The sequence below is a fragment of the Bacillus sp. USDA818B3_A genome (assembly GCF_009928415.1).
Taxonomy (GTDB): Bacteria; Bacillota; Bacilli; order Bacillales; family Cytobacillaceae; genus Neobacillus.
The window spans coordinates 60,110-80,912 of the sequence record NZ_JAABNN010000011.1; the positions used below are offsets into that span (position 1 = coordinate 60,110).

Annotated in this window: 16 protein-coding genes; 2 read left to right on the plus strand and 14 right to left on the minus strand. The window is 38.8% G+C overall.

From position 1 onward, the window contains the following. Window positions 1-126: 126 nt before the first annotated feature. The 10 genes from arfA to GXK58_RS17265 all read right to left on the minus strand — a co-directional run bounded on the left by arfA (window position 127) and on the right by GXK58_RS17265 (window position 13,392). Entirely contained in the window at window positions 127-1,638 is a 1,512-nt protein-coding gene (gene arfA / locus GXK58_RS17220; RefSeq protein WP_160724402.1) for an arabinosylfuranosidase ArfA, read from the minus strand. A 64-nt stretch (window positions 1,639-1,702) separates the two neighbouring features. Next, window positions 1,703-1,981, minus strand: a complete 279-nt coding sequence (locus GXK58_RS17225) for a DUF6171 family protein (RefSeq protein ID WP_160724403.1) — start codon at window positions 1,979-1,981, stop codon at window positions 1,703-1,705. A gap of 179 nt (window positions 1,982-2,160) precedes the next feature. Further along, window positions 2,161-3,648 carry an alpha-N-arabinofuranosidase gene (locus GXK58_RS17230; protein ID WP_160724404.1) on the minus strand — a complete coding sequence of 496 codons (1,488 nt, stop codon included), beginning with the start codon at window positions 3,646-3,648 and terminating at the stop codon, window positions 2,161-2,163. A 68-nt stretch (window positions 3,649-3,716) separates the two neighbouring features. Then, window positions 3,717-5,732: a transketolase gene (gene tkt / locus GXK58_RS17235; protein WP_160724405.1), complete on the minus strand. Its 2,016-nt coding sequence runs from the start codon at window positions 5,730-5,732 to the stop codon at window positions 3,717-3,719. A gap of 106 nt (window positions 5,733-5,838) precedes the next feature. Then, window positions 5,839-7,326, minus strand: a complete 1,488-nt coding sequence (araA, locus tag GXK58_RS17240) for an L-arabinose isomerase (protein WP_160724406.1) — start codon at window positions 7,324-7,326, stop codon at window positions 5,839-5,841. A gap of 121 nt (window positions 7,327-7,447) precedes the next feature. Continuing rightward, window positions 7,448-8,143: an L-ribulose-5-phosphate 4-epimerase gene (gene araD, locus GXK58_RS17245; protein ID WP_160724407.1), complete on the minus strand. Its 696-nt coding sequence runs from the start codon at window positions 8,141-8,143 to the stop codon at window positions 7,448-7,450. 397 nt (window positions 8,144-8,540) lie between these two features. Further along, window positions 8,541-10,001: an arabinan endo-1,5-alpha-L-arabinosidase gene (locus GXK58_RS17250; protein ID WP_160724408.1), complete on the minus strand. Its 1,461-nt coding sequence runs from the start codon at window positions 9,999-10,001 to the stop codon at window positions 8,541-8,543. Between the two features lie 117 nt (window positions 10,002-10,118). Then, window positions 10,119-10,961 carry a carbohydrate ABC transporter permease gene (locus tag GXK58_RS17255; protein WP_160724454.1) on the minus strand — a complete coding sequence of 281 codons (843 nt, stop codon included), beginning with the start codon at window positions 10,959-10,961 and terminating at the stop codon, window positions 10,119-10,121. A gap of 83 nt (window positions 10,962-11,044) precedes the next feature. Further along, window positions 11,045-11,935 (minus strand): carbohydrate ABC transporter permease, encoded by an 891-nt coding sequence (locus GXK58_RS17260; RefSeq protein WP_160724409.1) that lies wholly within the window; start codon window positions 11,933-11,935, stop codon window positions 11,045-11,047. Window positions 11,936-12,081: 146 nt separating this feature from the next. Next, window positions 12,082-13,392 carry an ABC transporter substrate-binding protein gene (locus GXK58_RS17265; protein WP_160724455.1) on the minus strand — a complete coding sequence of 437 codons (1,311 nt, stop codon included), beginning with the start codon at window positions 13,390-13,392 and terminating at the stop codon, window positions 12,082-12,084. Window positions 13,393-14,053: 661 nt separating this feature from the next. Here GXK58_RS17265 and GXK58_RS17270 point away from each other — a divergent pair. Further along, window positions 14,054-15,199, plus strand: a complete 1,146-nt coding sequence (locus GXK58_RS17270) for a GntR family transcriptional regulator (protein ID WP_160724410.1) — start codon at window positions 14,054-14,056, stop codon at window positions 15,197-15,199. A gap of 46 nt (window positions 15,200-15,245) precedes the next feature. Here the strand turns inward: GXK58_RS17270 and GXK58_RS17275 are convergent, their stop codons facing one another. Further along, window positions 15,246-16,526, minus strand: a complete 1,281-nt coding sequence (locus GXK58_RS17275; RefSeq protein ID WP_160724411.1) for a glycoside hydrolase family 27 protein — start codon at window positions 16,524-16,526, stop codon at window positions 15,246-15,248. Between the two features lie 221 nt (window positions 16,527-16,747). Here GXK58_RS17275 and GXK58_RS17280 point away from each other — a divergent pair, with 221 nt between their 5' ends. Continuing rightward, a complete protein-coding gene (locus GXK58_RS17280; protein WP_160724412.1) occupies window positions 16,748-17,347 on the plus strand; it encodes a YesL family protein in 600 nt (199 codons plus the stop codon). Between the two features lie 60 nt (window positions 17,348-17,407). Here the strand turns inward: GXK58_RS17280 and GXK58_RS17285 are convergent, their stop codons facing one another. The 3 genes from GXK58_RS17285 to GXK58_RS17295 form a co-directional block, all read right to left on the minus strand. Then, window positions 17,408-18,304 (minus strand): carbohydrate ABC transporter permease, encoded by an 897-nt coding sequence (locus tag GXK58_RS17285; RefSeq protein WP_160724413.1) that lies wholly within the window; start codon window positions 18,302-18,304, stop codon window positions 17,408-17,410. Window positions 18,305-18,321: 17 nt separating this feature from the next. Continuing rightward, window positions 18,322-19,197: a carbohydrate ABC transporter permease gene (locus GXK58_RS17290; protein WP_160724414.1), complete on the minus strand. Its 876-nt coding sequence runs from the start codon at window positions 19,195-19,197 to the stop codon at window positions 18,322-18,324. 124 nt (window positions 19,198-19,321) lie between these two features. Next, a complete protein-coding gene (locus GXK58_RS17295) occupies window positions 19,322-20,617 on the minus strand; it encodes an extracellular solute-binding protein (protein WP_160724456.1) in 1,296 nt (431 codons plus the stop codon). Window positions 20,618-20,803: the final 186 nt, after the last annotated feature.

Consider the following 20,803-nt stretch of genomic DNA (forward strand, 5'->3'; position numbering starts at 1 on the left):
TCTGTTAATTTGCAATCCAACCTCTGCGTGAGGATAGTAAATCACCAATAACCTTAACACAGCCTTTATAAAAAATAGTCCATATCCTCTTAATCAAAAGAATGAAGAGGATATGGAATACACAATTTACTTACGTTTCGCTAAACGGATCACATTCCAAGATAATTTTGGAAGGATAGCTGTTACTCCGCCATTCTCAGTCTTTGCATTTCCCTTAGAATGTGGTGCAACTGGAGTTCCCTCAGCGGAATTTGCTTGCTTAATATCGTCATTTTCAAGGACAATGTGCTCAACTACTTCGTAGCCTTCGAAGTTTCTAATATCCACTTCAAGGTCTAGTCCTTCCTGAAGGTGACGGTTCACCGCGAAGATGGTTAGTGTTTCTTGTTCTTCGTTGTAAACAGCTGTTGATTCTAAATAAGGAACATCGGTGAAGTCCTTACTATCATACTTAGGACTTGAGATGATCGGATTCAATGATACTCCGCGGCCGAATACAGATGTATGCATATATGGATAGAAAATCGTTTGCTTCCAAGCAGGACCGTTATTTTCTGTCATGATTGGCGCAATAACATTGACTAATTGCGCTAGGCAGGCGATTTTCACACGATCCGCATGTTTTAACAAAGTAATGAGCATACAGCCTACTAATAAGGCATCTTCGAAGTTATAGATATCTTCTAATTGCGCAGGTGCTACGCTCCAAGGTTTAATTTGTTTATCCTGCTCATTGCTGTGATACCAAACATTCCACTCATCAAAAGATAGATTAATATTCTTTTTGCCTCGTTTTTTCGCTTTGATATAATCGGCAATTGAAATAACAGATTTAATAAAATCATCCATTTCCAAGGATAGAGCTAAATAGTTGGAAATATCATTGTCACGATTGCCATAATATTGGTGAAGCGAAATAAATTCTACATGATCATACGTATGATCCAGAACGGTTGCTTCCCAATCAGCAAATGTCGGCATACTTCTGTTTGAGCTTCCGCAGGCAACTAACTCGATGGATGGATCTACCCACTTCATTACCTTAGCCGTTTCCTGAGCAAGACGGCCGTATTCAGCAGCCGTTTTGTGGCCGATTTGCCATGGGCCGTCCATTTCGTTTCCTAAGCACCATGTTTTAATGTTATAAGGTTCTTTTACTCCGTGGGAGATTCGCAGGTCACTATAGTAAGAACCGCCAGGATGGTTACAGTACTCAACTAAATTACGAGCTGCATCAATGCCGCGTGTTCCAAGGTTAACGGCCATGTTAACATCTGCGTTTACAAGCTGAGCCCACTTCATGAACTCATTGGTCCCCATTGCGTTTGTTTCGGTTGTGCGCCATGCTAATTCCAGACGATGCGGGCGGCTTTCGACAGGACCTACTCCATCTTCCCAATTGTATCCGGATACAAAATTTCCGCCTGGATAACGGACAAGCGGCACCTGAAGTTCTTTTACCATTTCAATCACGTCTTGGCGGAAGCCATTTTCATCTGCTTGAGGATGTCCTGGCTCATAAATCCCGCCATATACAGCACGTCCTAAGTGTTCAATAAAAGAACCATAGATACGATTATCAATCTCAGATACTTTGAAATCTTTTTCTAGAATCATTTTTGCTTTATTATTGGCCATAATTCACTTTTCCTCCCAGTCATTATCAAATTGTTTACGGAAAAATCACTATTTTCATTAACGGTTAGCTGACCTTTTCCCATTTGGGTTTACCTGCAAACGGGCAGCTTTTGTTTTTAAACTTGGCCCGGTAGCGGACGATGCATCCGCTATGGGCACAAGTGGTACCATATTGCAGGGAAGGACAGCCTTCGCAAGTCTTTAGTCTTGCTAGGTAGACCTCATCAGAAACAATGACAGATGGATTCTCTTCAGCTTCTTTTACTAACTCCTGAATGACCTCTTCTGTTACCATGACACTTTCTACGCAGCCCTTACATAGACTTTTTTGATTCACTGTCATTCCCCGCCTTCTTATTTATTCAATGTCTTTGTTAAATTGGTTTGTTGATTTGCGCTCCAGGCGGCTTCGCTTTCCGCGGGCGTGCCGGGGAGCCTCCTCGGCGCGTTTCGCGCCTGCGGGGTCTCCCCTGCCCCGTACTCCCGCAGGAGTCTTCGCCGCCTTCCGCTCCAATCATAAGCTTATTCAATAACTAATGTCACAACAGACATAGCTGGAAGTTTGATTGCTAATTTGTTATCTTCAACTGTCACACCAGTAAATTCTACTGGTTTCACAACATCCGGCTGTTCAAATGTATTATGAGCATTCATCGTGTCCGCAGTGATAATGGTGCCTGTCACCTTTGTATTTGCTGCCTTAATGCCGCGTAGGTCTAAATCTAATTCAGCTCCGTTTTGATGGTCGATATTACATAAGCTTACGTGAATCTTGCCTTCTGCATTTTTGGATGCAGATACGGTTACTTGCGGTAAGGTTTCACCGTTTAACTCGTATGTGCCAAATGAAGAATCAACCGCTAACACTTCAGCATCCTGGTGAACTTTGTACATATCAAATACATGATACGTTGGAGTAAGGATCATCTTTTCGCCTTCAGTCAGGATCATTGCTTGTAATACGTTAACGGTCTGAGCAATATTTGTCATTTGAACACGGTCTGCATGATTGTGGAAGATGTTAAAGTGTAATCCGGCCACTAATGCATCACGGATCGTATTTTGCTGATATAAGAAGCCTGGGTTTGTACCTGGCTCAACATCAAACCATGTACCCCATTCATCAATGATCATGCCGATGCGTTTTTGTGGATCATATTTATCCATAATGGTGCTGTGCTTGGTAATCAACTCATCCATATGAAGCGCTTTTTTCATGGTGATGAACCATTCATCTTCAGGGAAATCGATCGCAGATCCTTTTCCTGTCCAGAATTCACCTGGGATCGTGTAATAGTGAAGGCTTAAGCCATCCATTAACCAGTGAGCGTTTTTCATTAATACTTCTGTCCAGTTATAGTCATCGACATTAGCGCCGCCGGCAATCTTATAGATTTTGTTATCTCCGTAATTTCTTACATACGTTTGATAACGGCGATATAGATCTGCATAGTATTCAGGACGCATGTTTCCGCCGCAGCCCCAGTTTTCGTTACCTACACCGAAATACTTTAATTTCCAAGGCTCCGCGTGTCCATTTTCACTGCGCAAGTTGGCCATTGGTGATTCGCCTTCAAAAGTCATATATTCAACCCACTCAGACATTTCTTGAACCGTTCCGCTTCCAACGTTGCCGCAAATATATGGTTCACATTCTAACAATTCACAAAGAAGCATAAATTCGTGAGTACCAAAGTGGTTGTTTTCAACGACACCGCCCCAGTGGGTATTAACCATACGTTTACGGTTTTCCTTAGGACCAATGCCATCTTTCCAGTGGTATTCATCGGCAAAACATCCGCCCGGCCAGCGAAGTACTGGAACTTTAATGTTCTTCAATGCGGCTAAAACGTCATTACGAATACCTTTTGTATTTGGGATGGAAGAATCCTCTCCAATCCAAATCCCTTCATATATACATCTTCCAAGGTGTTCGGCAAAATGACCATAGATGTTTTTATTTATTTTTCCTTTTTGAATATCAGCGTTGATAATTACATTGTTTCCCATCAAAAAACGCCTCCAATTTTATTAAGATAGTTACAAAACGGCTTTTCTTATTTTGAGAATGAAAAGGATTATATACGTTCTTTAATCTTTGTAATGATGGACTCAGGAGTGAATCCATATTCTTTCGCAATTCTGTCCCCAGGTGCAGAAGCTCCAAATGTGCTGATTCCAATGACAAGCCCTTCTCTGCCAACATATTGTGCCCAGCCTTGTGGTGAAGCTAATTCAATCGCCACGTTAAGCTTAATATCGTTTCTAAGGATGGATGCTTGGTATTCAAGAGATTGTTGATCAAATAGTTCCCATGATGGCATGCTGATGACACGGGTACTGATTCCTTCTTTTTCTAAGCCCTCTTTAACATCTAGTGCTAGATTTAATTCAGAACCAGTAGCAATCAATTGAACAACAGGTGTTTCAGCTGCACAGTCTGCTGCAATATACGCACCTTTATTTACTTGTTCATCGGCCGTAGCAGCATCCGTGTTAACAGTTAGATTTTGTCTAGTTAAAACTAGCGCAACAGGACCATTTTGATTGGTTACTGCATATTTCCAGGCTGCAGCAGTTTCATTGGCATCCGCTGGACGTAGCACAGTTACATTTGGAATGCCGCGGAGAGCTGATAATTGTTCTATTGGCTCATGTGTTGGTCCATCTTCACCGACAAAAATACTGTCGTGAGTAAAGACATAAACAACAGGTAAGTTCATTAGTGCCGATAACCGGATAGCTGGACGAAGATAGTCAGAGAACACAAAGAACGTAGAACCGAATGGCTTCACACCGCCGTGAAGGGCCATACCATTTACAACGCCCCCCATTGCAAACTCGCGCACTCCATAATAAACGTTACGTCCTTCATAAGAGCCAGGAGCGAATCTGCCTAAGTCTTTCATATGTGTCATCGTTGATGATTCAAGGTCTGCCGAACCGCCAATTAGATTAGGAATTTTCCTTGCTAGTCCATTTAATACTTGTCCGGAAGCGACACGAGTAGAAAGAGAGGTGCCTTTCTCATATACAGGTGCTTCCTGATCCCAATCTTCTGGAAGCTCGCCTTTAAGCTCTCTCTCAAGACGTTCACCTAGTTCTGGGAACGCTTGCTTATATTGACTTAATAATTGGTCCCATTGCTGATTAGCTTCGATTCCTTTTGTTTTCACTTCGCTCCAGTATTCTTTAACTTCTTCTGGAATATAGAAGTCTTCTTGCGGCCAGCCGTAAAATTCTTTTGTCAATTTTACTTCCCCTGCACCAAGCGGTGAACCATGTGTACCTTGGTGGCCGCCTTTTCCGCCTTTATTAGGGCTTCCGTAGCCAAGAGTCGTTTTTACCTCGATTAAGGTAGGTTTATTCAACTCTTTTCTAGCCTCTAAAAGAGCTTCTTCAATGGCAGCTAAGTTATTTTCCTCTTCGACACGAAGAACTTGCCAGCCATAAGCCTCAAAGCGCTGTGCCACATTTTCAGAGAATGAAAGATTTGCTTCCCCATCTAGTGTGATATTGTTAGAATCATAGATTACAACTAATTTTCCTAATTGCAGGTGACCGGCCAATGATGCCGCCTCAGCAGAAACACCTTCCATTAAGTCGCCATCCCCGCAAATTGCATATGTATAATGGTCAACAAGCGGGAAGTTTTCACGATTATAAACCGAAGATAAATGTGCTTCAGCCATCGCCATTCCTACACCCATGGCCACACCTTGACCTAATGGACCAGTGGTTGCATCTACACCTGCAGTGTGCCCAAATTCAGGATGCCCTGGGGTTTTGCTTCCCCATTGTCTGAACTGTTTTAAATCCTCAAGTGATACTTCATATCCACTCAAATGTAATAAACTATACAAAAGCATGGATCCATGACCTGCAGAAAGAACGAAGCGATCACGGTTAAACCATGTTGGGTTTGCCGGGTTATGATTCATGACTTTTGACCATAAAACATGACCAGCAGGCGCCATTCCCATTGGCATCCCCGGATGACCGGATTTTGCTTTTTCGATTGCATCAATTGCTAGGGTTCTAATGGTATTGACTGCAAGCTGTTCTACTTGCAATTTATCAACTGTTTGACTCAAAAGGTATCTCCCCTTTATTACAATAGAAATTAGTCTCAACTTAACATCAGGGCTATTATTTTCTAATAGCCCTGTTTTTTTATTTAGTAGATTTAAAACTTTTTAATTAACGAAAGATAACGTCGTTCCAACGGATTTCGTTATTAAATGCATGTGTGTTTGTGTCATTGTTAATTAATAGGAATTCAATTCCAGCTAGTTCAGCAAAGTCTCTAAGCTGTTCAACCGTTACTTTATAGGAGAAACCTGTATGGTGTGCACCGCCAGCTTGGATCCAGTTTTCAACCGCTTGACTTAAAGATGGCTGGGTCTTCCATAATACACGGGCAACAGGAAGCTTTGGCATATCTTTTTCTAGCTCGATTGCATCTACTTCATTTACAAGCAGACGGAAACGATGTCCAAGGTCAACGATGGTTGCATTCAATGCTGACAAGCCGCCTTTTCCATCAAATACAATTCGTGCAGGGTCTTCTTTACCGCCGATTCCAAGTGGATGAACTTCGATTTTCGGACGAGTAGCAGAGATAGTTGGGCAAACTTCAAGCATGTGAGAACCAAGAACCATTTCATTTCCAGGCTCAAAATGATACGTATAATCTTCCATGAAGGAAGTCCCTTCGTTACCTGCAATAATTTTCATCAATCTTACAAGAGCAGCTGTTTTCCAGTCCCCTTCACCAGCAAAGCCATAGCCTTGTTCCATTAAACGCTGACACGCTAAACCAGGAAGCTGACGGATTCCATGTAAATCTTCAAAGGTAGTAGTGAATGCAGTGTAACCGCCTTCTGTTAAGAATGCTTTCATACCAAGCTCGATTCTTGCTTGATAACGGATGGCATCGCGAACTGGACCATCAGTCAATCCTTCTGGAGTGATATCATATTTCTCTTCATATTCAGCCATTAACTGATCAATTTCCTGCTCTGTCACATCATTCATACGTTGAACAAGGTCGCCTACACCATAACCATTTACTGTCCAGCCAAACTTGATTTGTGCCTCTACCTTATCCCCTTCAGTTACTGCGACTTCGCGCATGTTATCGCCAAATCTGGCAACTTTAAGGTTTTTGCTCTCCTGGAATGCAGCGGCTGTTCTCATCCAGCTGCCAATGCGCTCTCTTACTTCTTGGTTTTCCCAATGTCCTACTACTACCTTACGCTTTACTTTCATGCGTGCAGCAATGAAACCATGTTCACGGTCACCATGAGCTGCTTGGTTTAAGTTCATGAAATCCATATCAATTGAATCCCATGGAATATCACGATTAAATTGTGTAGCTAAATGCAGATAAGGCTTTTGTAAAGAAGAAAGTCCGGCAATCCACATTTTAGAAGGTGAGAAAGTGTGCATCCAAGTAATGATACCCGCACAATTTTCATCCGCATTCGCTTCTAGGATCAATTTGCGGATGGAATCTGAATCTTTTACGACTGATTTAAAAACTAATTTATAAGAAACAGCAGGATCCTTATCCAATGCATTTACAATTGTTTTTGAGTTTTCTTCTACTTGGCGAAGTACATCTTCTCCGTATAATAATTGACTTCCTGTTACAAACCAGAATTCATATGCTTTTGTAGTTAACATTGTAATTCCTCCTAAGTAATAATGGATTGAAGATATTTATACTTTTTATTGTTAATTGGTTTTCTAAAATAGGACATCCGTACAAGTCATTTCAAAGGCAGCCCTTGTCAATCGTCTTAAACTACTTTTGGCCGTAATAGGCATTTGCTCCATGCTTGCGAAGATAATGTTTATCAAGCAAGTATTGGTCGATAGGCTGTATTTGTGGGTTTAAGATAAAAGTATTTAGTGCCATTTTGGCTACTTCTTCTAGAACAACCGCATTGTGAACAGCTTGGTCGGCATTTTTCCCCCAGGAAAATGGAGCATGACCAGATAGTAAGATTCCAGGCATGGCTACAGGATCTAGTCCTTGTTTTTCAAAGGTTTCAATGATTACATTTCCTGTTTCAAGCTCATAACCTCGTTCAATTTCCTCTTGAGTCAAGGTGCGGGTACATGGGATCTCTCCGTAAAAATAATCCGCATGTGTTGTCCCAAGTGCAGGAATTGGACGTCCTGCTTGTGCCCAGCTTGTAGCCCCTGGTGAGTGAGTATGCACAATTCCGCCAATTTGCGGGAATGCCCGATATAAAGCTAAGTGTGTTGGTGTATCTGAAGAAGGTCTTAATGTACCTTCCACGATGTTTCCATCCAAATCTAAAACAACAAGATCATCGATTTTCAACTCATCATATGGAACACCACTTGGTTTAATCACGACAAGACCTGATTCACGGTCAATTCCGCTCACATTTCCCCAAGTAAATGTAACCAAACCATGTTTAGGGAGAGCTAGGTTTGCTTCCAAAACTTCTCTTTTCAAATTTTCTAACATACTGTTTCCTCCTCCTTCACCAATGGTATACTTCGTGATGAAAGTGATCTGTCTTTCATAAGAATACGTTTACAAATCATATAAAAAATTTTAATGCATCATGAAAGATTAATAGCTTTTCCAATGATTCTATAAGTATATTTTGCTATACGTACAAGGTGAGGCAGCATGGATGAACTGCTTACCATTAATCCTTACAAGTTATCCGAACAACTTCAACTTGTACGTATAACCTTGATTAAATTTTACCATCTATCTATTTTTTTTCAATGGTATTTTTAAAATTAATTCAAGTTTTCTATTATTTTTTTTATTTATCATTATTGTAAAGATAATATCTGGAGATTTAGATATTATCTTTACGTTTTCTTTATACCAACTATTCTTTTATTATCTTCTACTTTGCTATGATTTTCTTCCCCCAGATAACCGTACCTTCTTGATTCATCCCGGTGAATGCCAAGGTGCCTTTCCAGTTCTCCCAATCCCATGTTGGAAGGACTTTGACAGTAATATCCCAATAGTCTTCAGGAGCATTACCCGGATCATAGACAGACAACTTTAATGTATTTTTACCGGTTAATTCCCACTGACTTTTTCCTTTACCATCTTTGATTTTTCCGTTAGCCAATAACTGAAGCTTAGTGGACCTTTGGACTCCATCATCAAAACGATTTAAACTAATTTGCTGCCATTCTCCAATTAAATTGGACTCTGACACTTTTTGCTCTGTCTCCCCTGCATATCGTTCTGGTGAAACGACCGGCCAGCCATCATCCGTCCAGACCATTTTCCTTACATGCAAATGCGACCAATATTTATCCTCTCCAGCTCTGGCATTGTGAATGAGATAATAGTTTTCTCCATCCTGCAGCAAACCATTATGTCCTGTACCAAGCCAGCCAGGGTCGTTACCGAACGAATACGGTCCGACAATCTTATTCCCTGTATTAAAAGATTCATCGCTTGGGTCAATCATGTCCCTACCGTTGTAGTCTACAAACGGTCCTGTGATATTCTTAGAGCGGCCCACTCTCACATTATAGGTATCTTCCAGCCAGTCATAGGAAACAGTTAAATAATAGTAACCTGTTTTTTTGTTATAGATTATTTCCGGGCCTTCAATCCCGAAGTTCATATCTTTCCTTTGTGCTAGAAGTGTTCCTTGATTGTTTGGATTGACTAATTTCCCTGTGTTTTTATCCACTTTGCTAATAAAAATGCCGCCAAAATAGGAGCCATAGACCATCCATGGCTGGCCATTTTTATCCAAAGTGACAGCAGGGTCAATTGCGTTTACCGTATTCCCGTCACCTTCTTTTGTTTTAAAAACAGCCCCTTCATCTTTCCATGGACCTGCAATTTTGTCGCTAGTTGCTAAACCAATATAAGAGTTTCTTTTCCCTACTTCAGAAACGGAATAATATAAATAGTATTTTCCATTTATTTTAATAGCATTTGGTGCCCAAAAGGTCGTACCATGTGTCCAATCCCACGCTTCTTGGGATACTTGTTCAAACACACGTCCGACAAATTGCCAATGTATCAAATCTTTGGATTTCCTAATTTGAATCCCTGGAGTCGGCGGTGCTCCCACCATATAATCTGTGGAGAACACATAATACCAGCCATCGGCCCTTATAATGGTTCCATCATGAGTGAAATTAGTAGTCCATTCCTTCTCATTGTATAAAACATCCGTATTAACATTTTTAAACGGAGCGGCTGCAGGAGCTTTTGGCAGCTTAATTCCTGTAAAATCATCTTCCTTAGGGTGGTAGTGTCGATAAGTTAATAGTGCAGCTGGAATGATAATAGCTATTAATAAACCCAGCAGTACAAATTTTGTATTTTTCATCTTTTAGTCTCCAATATTGGCACGATATAACAAAAGGCACTTATCAAATACAACTGATAATAAGTGCCCTTTCGTTTTCCTTCTATTAAACTATGAAATCTACTTAAATAATCTGGATCAACCTTTTACACCAGAAATCGCAATGGACTCGATAATCTGTTTTTGGAAGATAATGAATACGATTAACATTGGCAGTAACGCTACCATAGAAGCCGCCATGATCAGCGGGTAGTCACTTTGAATCGCATATGATGCGTTAAAGTTTGCGATAACTAACTGTAATGTTTGTTTTTCTGGTGAGTTCAAGTAAAGAATTGGACCTAAGTAATCATTCCAGATTCCCATGAACCATAGAATCAACTGAGCAGCTACCGCTGGTTTGATTAACGGGAAGATAATCTTATAAAAAATTTGGAAATAAGAGCATCCATCAATTTTCGCCGCTTCAATAATTGAATTTGGAATGCTGGTTAAGAATTGGCGTAAAAAGAAAATCATGAATATGTTACCAAACAACCCAGGGATGATTAATGGCAGTAAACTATCGATCCAGCCAATATTTGAGAACATAATGAATTGTGGAATCATAACTACAGGGTACGGAATCATTACTGATGCAAATAACAGCATGAAGATTTTATTTTTCCCAGCAAAGTGTAATTTCGAAAAAGCAAACGCCGCTAAGCTGGATGTAAATGTTCCAATCACTGTTACAGTTACGGCTACGATTAAACTATTGCTGATACCGGTTAAAAGCGGCCCCATACTCCAAATTTCAGTGTATTTACTAAATGAGATTGTTTCAGGAATCCAAACCGGCGGCAAGGCAAAGACATCTTCCTTTGATTTAAGCGAAGTGGAAAACATCCATAGTAACGGAGCTACCATGAAGATGGCTCCAATACTCAATAAGATAAAGACAAGTGTATTGGTAATTCTATTTTTTTTCTTTTCAGACATTGGCTCAGCTTTAACCGACTTTTTCGCCATTGCAACTTCCATTTTTCTAGCCCCTTTCTATTACTTTTTTAAAATCACCGTTCTTAATCCAAATCAAAAGAGTTTTTCTCGTTCATCTTAAACTGGACTAAGGTTACGATAAAGATGAAAAGTCCCAGTACCAAGGCCATTGCAGATGCATATCCTAATTGGAAGTTACCAAATGCTTTTTGCCAAATATAGAATACTACAGATGCGGAGGCATACTCTGGACCGCCTGTTGGGGTCATAACGTTAATTTCAGTAAAGATTTGAGCACCGCCAATAATATTCGTAACGATAATAAAGAAGGTTACTGGTTTTACCATTGGCAAGGTGATGTACCAAAAAGATTTGAGCGCGTTCGCTCCATCTAACTTTGCCGCTTCATAAAATGATTTTGGAACGCTTTGTAGTGCTGCTAAATACAATAGCATCGTATAGCCTAGGCCCTTCCAAACAGCCATAATAATTAAGGCCGGTTTTACAGTAGATGTATTTTGCAGCCAGTTTGGACCTTTAATGCCAAACAGATCTAAAAACTGGTTCACTAACCCATAATCACCGTTATAAGCCCATTGCCATAAGATGGAGATCGCTGCAAGGGATGAAATAACCGGGATATAATAAAGTACTCGGAAAGTATTTGTTCCAGGAATCCCTCTATTTAATGCTAAAGCCAGTAATAACGCTAATACGATTCCGATTGGAATTCCCAGCATCATAAAAATCGTATTATACATTGACTTATAGAAATATTCATCTTGAAATAGGTTTTTAAAGTTTTCAAGGCCGATAAAATTCATTTGTCCTAAACCGTTCCAATCAGTAAATGCTCCATAGATTGAATACAATAAAGGAACCATAGCGAATATGAGGAATCCTAAAACTGGTGCTGCGATAAAAAGATAGGCATATCTTTGTTCCGTACGATACAGCTTTGATTTTGTATTCATCTTTCCCCCACCCTTTCAATGGCGTTGTCTTAGCACATTTCCCTTTCTCTAAATTTCTTATTACTAAAAAAGTTAGATAAAAGGAATAAATGGTGCCAGTAAAACTTAATCAACCAGCACCATTTATACACTATGTCAAAAACAGATTATTTCTTTGCAGATTGTTTTTCTTGTTGAATAGCTGCATCTAATAACTTTTGCATTTTTGGCTGTTCTTCTTTTACATATTGTGCAGCTGTTTTCTTACCATCAAGCACAGGCTGAATGTTTTTGAAGAATTCATCATACCATTCACTCGTATAAGTGAACTCACCTGGGAAGCTGCGGCCATAATCATTGATAATATCTAAGAATTCTTGCTTGTTTGCTGGCTTAATAGAAGTATTAGCAGCCCATTCTTCAGCAACTTTCACGCTGTTCGGAAGCTGGATTTGTGCATCAACTAATGCTTGTTGTCCTTCTTGGTCAGCAGATAGATAAGTAGCTAATTCAGCTGCTGCTTTTGCATTCTTAGTTGTAGCGCCTACACCAATACCAAGTGAACCAATCCATGCTGCAGATTTACCAGTAGAGCCAACAGGCCATGGAATTAAATCATATTCGAAAGGAAGTGTTGCATATGTTGCCATATCCCAAGGACCAACAGGGAAGAATGCTAATTGACCCTTCATCCATCTTTGGTATGTGTCAAGTGACTGTGCTTCAGCGATAGAAGGAGTAACTTTGAATTTAGTTTGCTGATCTGCAAACCATTGTAATGCTTCGATGAATTTAGGATCATCGATTGTTACTTTTGTATGTGTTTCATCAATAAAGTCCGCACCATTACTCCATACGATTGGTTGTAATGACCATTGTACGTTGAATCCTGTACCGTATTGATCGACCTTACCATCTTTATTTGTATCTTTTGTTAATTGTTTTGCTACATCGATAAATTGATCTAAAGTATATGGCTTGTCTTTGTCAGGAAGTGGAATACCTGCTTTTTCAAACATAGTTTTGTTGTAACCTAGTGCAAATCCACTAATATCTTTTGGTAAACCGTAAATTGCACCTTGACCTAGTTCCTTACCATCATAGCGATATTTATTAACACCTTTTTCCCACATATCGCTTAACTTAACATCTTTTGAGCCTTCTACATATTTTGTGATATCAAGTAGGATTCCAGAGTTTACATATGCTTTTACTTGAGCTGGGTTATAGAAGAATACATCTGGAATTTTGTGTCCTGCGATTGCTGCTTTTAGTTTAGTATCATATTGATCAGGAGCTACAGAAACAACTGTAACCTTTACATTCTTATGAGACTCTTCATATTTCTTTACTGTAGCTTTATATGCTTCTAATTCTTTAGGCTGGCCGCGGAACATAAAAGTAAGTTCTGTTTTGCCGTTTGAGCCTTCACTAGTACTTTTGTTTCCACATCCTGCTAAAACGGAGCTAACTACCATAATGGCAAGCAAGACGAGTATACTGATTTTTTTAGATGCTTTAAACAAGTAAATCCCTCCAATAATATTTATTATGAATAATAGTCAAAAAATTAAAACCCTTGGAAGCGTAACCACTTTTCAATAAAAATAAAGTGTTAATCTTATGAAACTAGTTAACTCTTTAATTTAAATGTACGGACATGTAAAAGTGATTAGATAATGATCCCTCCTAAAAAGCCTCATATACTTATAGGTTTATCCGTCTTTAGTAGGATGATTTAGAAGCTTTTTTTATCGAATTTTGTAAAACTGTGAAAGCGTATTCCTTATATCCCAAATATTAATATACCTGTTCGTACATGTCAATCTTTTTTCAATAAATTTTATTTTTTGTACGGACGTATTTTTTTCTATTAAAATCAAACATTTTAACAACTGATTTTCTATGAATATCAATAGAGATTCTACGAAAAATGATACATAAGGAGTAATTTCAGCAAAAAATCCCATAGAATTCGACGGACAACTTAATGCCTTTCAAAAAAATTATTATACTTGAAGGCGAATAAGTTGAAATTTTTCATAGTTTTTTTTATTTATTTTTGTTACGATAATAACATAAAACTGTTGTACGTATAAGTTGAGTATTTTTCATACAAGTTGAAAGAAGGTGACAACAATGGCCCATAAAACCAAATACAATATGGTAAAAGAAGAAATTACGGAATGGATCACAAGCGGCAAAGTTCAACCAGGCGAAAAGATTTATTCTGAAAATGAACTGGTTAAAATGTTTGGGGTAAGCAGGCATACGATTCGTCAAGCAGTTGGGGATCTAGTACATGAAGGATGGCTTTACCGCGAACAAGGGGCGGGTACCTTCTGTTCAAATAAAATGTTACAAACAAACTCTAAATCAGAAACTGCTCCACCTGTTCAGTTAAATACCAATGGAAAAAATATTGGGGTGATTACTACCTATATCTCTGATTATATTTTTCCATCCATTATTAAAGGGGTGGAATCGTACTTAACAGCTCAAGGTTATTCGCTGACATTCGCTTGTACGGATAACGATGTGGAGAAGGAAAAACAATGCCTGCAAACCATGCTGAGCAGGAATATCGATGGTCTCATTGTGGAACCTACGAGAAGCAGTAATTATAATCCAAATATACAATATTACTTAGAATTAGAACGAAACAATATTCCCTATTTAATGATTAACCAATTTTACTCTCAACTGATGCCACCGCATATCATCATGAACGATGAACATGGCGGCTTTATTGCAACAGAACATTTAATTAAGCTTGGCCACGAGAAAATTGTCGGCCTTTTCAAAACAGACGACCTTCAAGGTGTGAACCGGATGCAGGGGTTTATTCGAGCTTTTAGAGAGCACAACCTGGCATTTTTTCCTGAGATGGTTATTACTTTCACTACTGAAGATAAAGACAGCACATTAATAGAGAAATTACAGAAGTTTTTTACAAATGATGACAAGCCTACTGCCATTGTTTGTTATAATGACCAGCTGGCACTGCAGGTTCTATTTATGTTAAGAGGGCTAGGTTTACGAGTCCCAGAAGATGTTTCCATTGTCGGCTATGACGATTCTTCTTTAGCAGAAGCAACAGATGTCAAATTAACCTCTATTACACATCCAAAAATGGATATGGGGATTGAAGCAGCAAAATGGATTGTTTCTGCTGTTGAGAAGAAAGGTAACAATACTCATTCAACCGTTTATGAACCTGAACTTGTCGTTAGGAACTCTACGGCAGCATTAGATAAGAACAACAACATGAAAATTTCATCATAAAGACAAGCAGGGAGTCCCAAATATTTTTGGGACTCCCTCTTTATTCTTAATATAATTTGACAAGAACAGCTCCGTGAGATGGAACGATCTGCTTTATTTCATCATTCAATTCTCCAAGCTCTTCCTGCTTCCATAAATCCCTGGCTTTTTTATGGTTAGAAATGCCAAGCTCCTCAAATGTGACACCAACTTCGGCCGGTTCATCTGTTGCATTAAACAATGCTGCATAAGTATGGGTATCCTTATCTTTTGCCATCCAGACGATTTTGTCATCCTTACGATAGACAAGCTGATTACTGTGGCTGTTTTGATTTAAATCAAGGACCTCTTTATTTGTTAGTAAAGAAAGTGTCCATTCATCATTATCGCGAAGCTCTCCGCCAAACATGAGCGGTGAACGGAAGATGGACCATAATGTCATCATCGTGATCTGTTCATCCTTTGTAAATCGGGTCCAGCGGTCGGCACCGCCCCCATCAACGGAACGAATTCCAATATGTCCTAAAGGAAGCATATCACAATCCGGCCAGCAGCCTGCTTGCCTATATTCATTCCATTTTTCACAGCGCTCAAACATACCATATAGCAAATTCCAAAGATCCCAAAAGTCATCCGTCATTCTCCACATGTTTGCATTTGCAATAAAATCTTCAGTGTATTCTAACGGAGCCGGACCTGGAGAAAGGCTAAGCACCATATCTCTCCCACAATTTTCAATTGCGTTACGAATTAATTTAATTTCATCCAGATGCGTATCATACAGCCTTGATGCGGCAATATCGTCAACCTTGACAAAATCTACGCCCCAATTAGCATACATTTGAAACAAGGAGTTGTAATATTCCTGTGCTCCCTCTTTGGAGGCATCGATCCCGTACATGTCTGTATTCCAAGGACAAATCGAATTAGGATGAGCGATATCCCTTGCTCTTGCCTGTGTTCCTAAAATCGGTGTGTTCGCATGAACGGCTTGACGCGGGATTCCTCGCATAATGTGGATTCCAAATTTTAAGCCAAGATTATGTACATATTCGGCTAAGGATTTGAATCCGCTTCCATCAGATGCGGAAGGAAATCGATTAACAGCAGGTATTAACCTTGAATATTCATCCATTTCAAGTGGGACAAATGGACGGTAGACAGAGGAATGTGCACCTGGTTCATACCATTGGATATCTACAACGACGTACTCCCAGCCATATGCTTTTAAATGTTCCGCCATATAATCGGCATTTCCTCTTATTTCTTCTTCTCTTACCGCTGCTCCATAGCAATCCCAGCTATTCCAGCCAAGTGGTGGAGTTTTTGCAAATGTATGGTGTTTCATTATACAAGTCCCCTTTTTTAGTAGATTTTTTAAAAAAGTTGTACGGTCCACTTCCACAATAACACGTTTTCATTTAAAATTAAATAATAGAAAAGAAGAAAAATAGAAATCGATTGGAGACCCGTTTGGTCTGACATTTGCCATTTTTATACGACTTCTTTTCCAGAAAAGTTTATGCTATTTTTATGGTACTAAAAATAATATGGAAATTGGTGAATCTGATGTTTAGATATGATGGTAAATTCTTTCGTGTACTTGAAGTAGTTACAGCATTTTTTCAATTAAATATTATATGGTTGATACTTTGTATCCCTGTAGTAACCATTTTTCCTGCAACCGTAGCCATGTACTGTGTTTCCCGGCAATGGGTTTTGCATAATGACTTTAGTGTATTCCGGCCTTTCTTTAAATATTTCAAGGAAAACTTCAAACAAAGCTTTGGACTAGGGCTGATTTGGTTAGTATTTAGCGGTTTAGGAGTGATTGATTTTCTCTTATTAAGGAGCTTTGGATCTTTCCAATATTTTTTACTCCCAATTCTGACCTTAATGGGAATCTTATTGCTTCTTATTTCGATATTTATTTTCCCTACGATTGCTAATTTCAATTTAAACTGGTTAAATGCAATAAAAAACTCTTTATTTTTCTCAATAAGATATCTGCCGACTACCATTGCAGCGATCCTCTATATCGGACTAATGGGGCTGATTCTCTTTACATGGCCGATCACCATTTTATTTGTATTCAGTCTCGGTTCCTATAGTATTTATTTACTTTGCAACAGGATATTTAAAAAGATTCAACAAGTGAATCCATCTTAACGACTTGTATGTACAAGTAAACAGAAGAAAAACCTCCAACCCTTGGCTGGAGGTTTTTTATCATCCTTTTACAGATCCAGCAGCAATGCCTTCTACAATTCGATCACTTAGTACAAAGAAAGCGATAAGTACTGGAATAATACTAATCATTAAAGTTGCTCCAATCGCACCCCAATCTGTTAAATACTGGCCAACAAAGTTATTAACCCCAACCGTAATCGTCTTCCATTTATCAGAACTTAAGAAGGTATTTACAAACACGAATTCGTTCCAGTTATAAATCATGTTAATAATTACTGTTGTTGAAAGTACAGGTACGGTCATTGGGAGTGTAATTTGGAAAAAGATGCGGTGAATCGAACACCCGTCAATTACCGCTGCTTCCTCTACCTCTCGTGGAAGCGATTTGTAAAATCCACTTAATATCATGATTGTTATCGGTAAATTGAATGCTACATAAGATAGGATGACAGAAACAGGATTATCAATTAGATTTACTGATTTAAAAGTATTAAATAACGGGATTAACGTAGAATGTAGCGGAATCATGTAGCCCGCCATAAACAAACCAAGAACTAATCCGCTAAGTTTCCATTGCATTCTCGTGATTGCAAAGGTTACAAAGCTGGCAAGTATAACCGTTAGGACTACAGCTACAACAGTGTAAATTACACTATTAAGGAAGTATGCATCAATGTGTCCCGAGGACCAAGCCTTTAGATAGTTACCCCATTGTGGATCTTGAGGCAATGAGAATGGAGACATCCCAAAGACCTCTTGATTGGTTTTTAAGGAAAAAAGGAATAACCATATCAATGGGTAAACTTGAACGATGGCAATAATCCCCAGTATCAAATAGAGAATACCAAAACCAATTTTTTTCCCAAGCGTATTACTAGTTTTATATGAAGCTGATAGGGTCGAATTTGTTTGTCTTTCAACTGCCACTTTGCTCATCTTATTCACTCCCCTTTTTAATAATCAACATCTTTAGTAGATAAAAGTTTTTGAATTAACCAAGTCATCAACATACAGATTACAAGCAGGCCAAACCCGATTGCACTGCCATAACCGAAGTTATATTTTGTGAAAGCTTCTGTATACATATAGGATGCCATAACCTCACTCGCATGGTTAGGTCCGCCGCCAGTCAAGACGAAAATTAAATCAAAATACTTTAATGAACCAACGATGGCTAATATGACCATTACTTTTATTACTCCCGCGATGAGAGGGACTTTTATTTTATAAGCAATTTGAATAGCTGTAGCCCCATCAATTTTCGCCGCTTCAATCAGTTCTTCCGGAACATTTTTTAAGGCAGCATAGAAAATAATGATGTAAAAACCAGCATATTGCCAAACGATTGGAATAAAGAGGGCATATAAAACGATGTTCGAATCCGCTAACCAAAGAGGTGGATTCTCGACACCAAAATTGATTAACAATCTATTGATCATTCCATTAGATGGGTCAAAAATCTTCGCCCATAACTGTGCAATCGCAACTGACGATAATAACATTGGAATAAGGTAAATTTTTCTTAAAAAGTTTGCACCCTTTATCTTACTTGCTAGGATTAGTGATAAAATTAAGTAGCCAACAAGGCTTAGTGTAGAGAAAATACCAAGCAATAAGGAATGCCATGTACTCTGCCAAAACATCTTGTCCTGGATCAGATGTTTATAGTTCTCCAAACCTATATACTTCATCTTGCCAATTCCGTTCCAGTCCATTAAACCATAATAGCCCGTCTGAACGATTGGGATATAAATCAAGAACATAATGAGAAGTAACGCAGGAAGTACGTAAAGGGTGATGGCTAACTTGTTTGACATTACGTTTTTCATTTTCTATACTCCCTTCAAATAAAAGCGTAAGCGCCTAGCACAGGTGCTGTAGCTGGATCGTCTAAATTTATAGAGGGCATATGGTGTATGCCCTCTATTCCTTACAAGATTGAATGATGCTTAATTACTTTTCTTCAGCAAGAGCATCTGCTTGTTGTTTTGCAAAATCTTTCGCCGTAACTTGTTTTCCAAATAGAGCTGTCATTAAATCATGGTGTAATTCGGATACAGCAGGGCTTGCTTGAGTGTCAAAATAAGTAGTAACGTTTGATGCTTCACTCAAATCCTTCAAGATATCAATGTACATTGGAGAAAGTTTCAAACTAGATGTGTCTACTTTCGTTGCAGGTATAACACCAGCATCCGTAACTGATTTTTTACCCCATTCTTTTACTAAGAAGGCAGTAAAATCTTTGGCTTCTTTCTTGACATTGGAATCTTTCGCTACGAACAGACCAACACCAGGGCCGCCAACATAGCTATTGATATCTGTGCCTTTCCCGCCTTCATAAGTTGGGAATTTAAAGTAACCAATCTTGTCTTTAAATTCTTGTGCTACATCAGGGCTTGTTGTATAGTTTGGTAATTCCCAAGTAGCAGTTAAGAACATAGCTGCTTTTTCATTCATAAAGTAACCTTTTGCATCATCATTAGATAAAGCACTTGAACCTTTAACAAATCCACCCATGTCTACTAGGTTTTGAACTTCTTTTGCTGCTTTAACAATAGCAGGGTCTGTCATTTTTGCTTTTCCATGAACAACATCTGTTAGGATTGTAGGTCCGCCGATACGGTCAGCTAGATACATAAACCAGAAGGATGCTGGCCAGCCATCTTTCGCTCCTACAGTAGCTGGGATTACCCCATTTTTCGCTAATGTTTTTACAACATTTTTATATTCTTCGAATGTCTTAGGAACTTCAAGGTTATACTTTTTGAAAATTTCTTTGTTGTAGAAAACGTAGGAAATGTTCAATTCTAATGGTAAACCATATGTCTTTCCATCAACTGCATAAGATTCCTTTACACCAGGGATAAAAGCATCTTTAAGATCGGCATCTCCATTAACAACATCGTCTAATGGCTCTAACATGTCACCTTCTACGTAAGGCTTAATGAATCCATCTGACCAAGTCATACCGATATCGGGTAATTCATTCGATGAAGCTAAAACTTTTAGCTTGTCTCTGTATTGATCAGGATTTAAAATTTCTGTTTCAATTTTTACATCTGGATGTTGCTTTTCATAATCAGTAATAATATTTTTTACGATTGAGAACTGGGCATTTGAACTTCCTTCTGGCCATAAATGCATAAATTTAATTACTTTTTTACCGTCCTTTGAAGCGCTTTCTTCTCCACTGGAGCTTGATGAGCCACAGCCAGCCAGAGCTAATGCTACAAGCATTATCAAGGACATTAAGATTGAAATCGTTTTCTTATTAAACAATGGTTATTCCCCCTATGACCTTTTATTGTGTTTGTTTACATTTATAGATTAACATTCTGATAGTTTTGAAAATAGGTCACTATGATTAGGAAAAATACCACTATTTTTAGAAAGCCCTTACACAAAAAAACTTCCAGTTATAAATAACTGGAAGCC

Bases quoted from the DNA above. Each gene is read 5' to 3' on its own strand.
- arfA (WP_160724402.1), bottom strand. From the start codon at position 1,638: ATGGCCAATAATAAAGCAAAAATGATTCTAGAAAAAGATTTCAAAGTA.
- GXK58_RS17225 (WP_160724403.1), bottom strand. From the start codon at position 1,981: ATGACAGTGAATCAAAAAAGTCTATGTAAGGGCTGCGTAGAAAGTGTC.
- GXK58_RS17230 (WP_160724404.1), bottom strand. From the start codon at position 3,648: ATGGGAAACAATGTAATTATCAACGCTGATATTCAAAAAGGAAAAATA.
- araA (WP_160724406.1), bottom strand. From the start codon at position 7,326: ATGTTAACTACAAAAGCATATGAATTCTGGTTTGTAACAGGAAGTCAA.
- araD (WP_160724407.1), bottom strand. From the start codon at position 8,143: ATGTTAGAAAATTTGAAAAGAGAAGTTTTGGAAGCAAACCTAGCTCTC.
- GXK58_RS17250 (WP_160724408.1), bottom strand. From the start codon at position 10,001: ATGAAAAATACAAAATTTGTACTGCTGGGTTTATTAATAGCTATTATC.
- GXK58_RS17255 (WP_160724454.1), bottom strand. From the start codon at position 10,961: ATGTCTGAAAAGAAAAAAAATAGAATTACCAATACACTTGTCTTTATC.
- GXK58_RS17260 (WP_160724409.1), bottom strand. From the start codon at position 11,935: ATGAATACAAAATCAAAGCTGTATCGTACGGAACAAAGATATGCCTAT.
- GXK58_RS17265 (WP_160724455.1), bottom strand. From the start codon at position 13,392: ATGGTAGTTAGCTCCGTTTTAGCAGGATGTGGAAACAAAAGTACTAGT.
- GXK58_RS17270 (WP_160724410.1), top strand. From the start codon at position 14,054: ATGGCCCATAAAACCAAATACAATATGGTAAAAGAAGAAATTACGGAA.
- GXK58_RS17275 (WP_160724411.1), bottom strand. From the start codon at position 16,526: ATGAAACACCATACATTTGCAAAAACTCCACCACTTGGCTGGAATAGC.
- GXK58_RS17280 (WP_160724412.1), top strand. From the start codon at position 16,748: ATGTTTAGATATGATGGTAAATTCTTTCGTGTACTTGAAGTAGTTACA.
- GXK58_RS17285 (WP_160724413.1), bottom strand. From the start codon at position 18,304: ATGAGCAAAGTGGCAGTTGAAAGACAAACAAATTCGACCCTATCAGCT.
- GXK58_RS17290 (WP_160724414.1), bottom strand. From the start codon at position 19,197: ATGAAAAACGTAATGTCAAACAAGTTAGCCATCACCCTTTACGTACTT.
- GXK58_RS17295 (WP_160724456.1), bottom strand. From the start codon at position 20,617: ATGTCCTTGATAATGCTTGTAGCATTAGCTCTGGCTGGCTGTGGCTCA.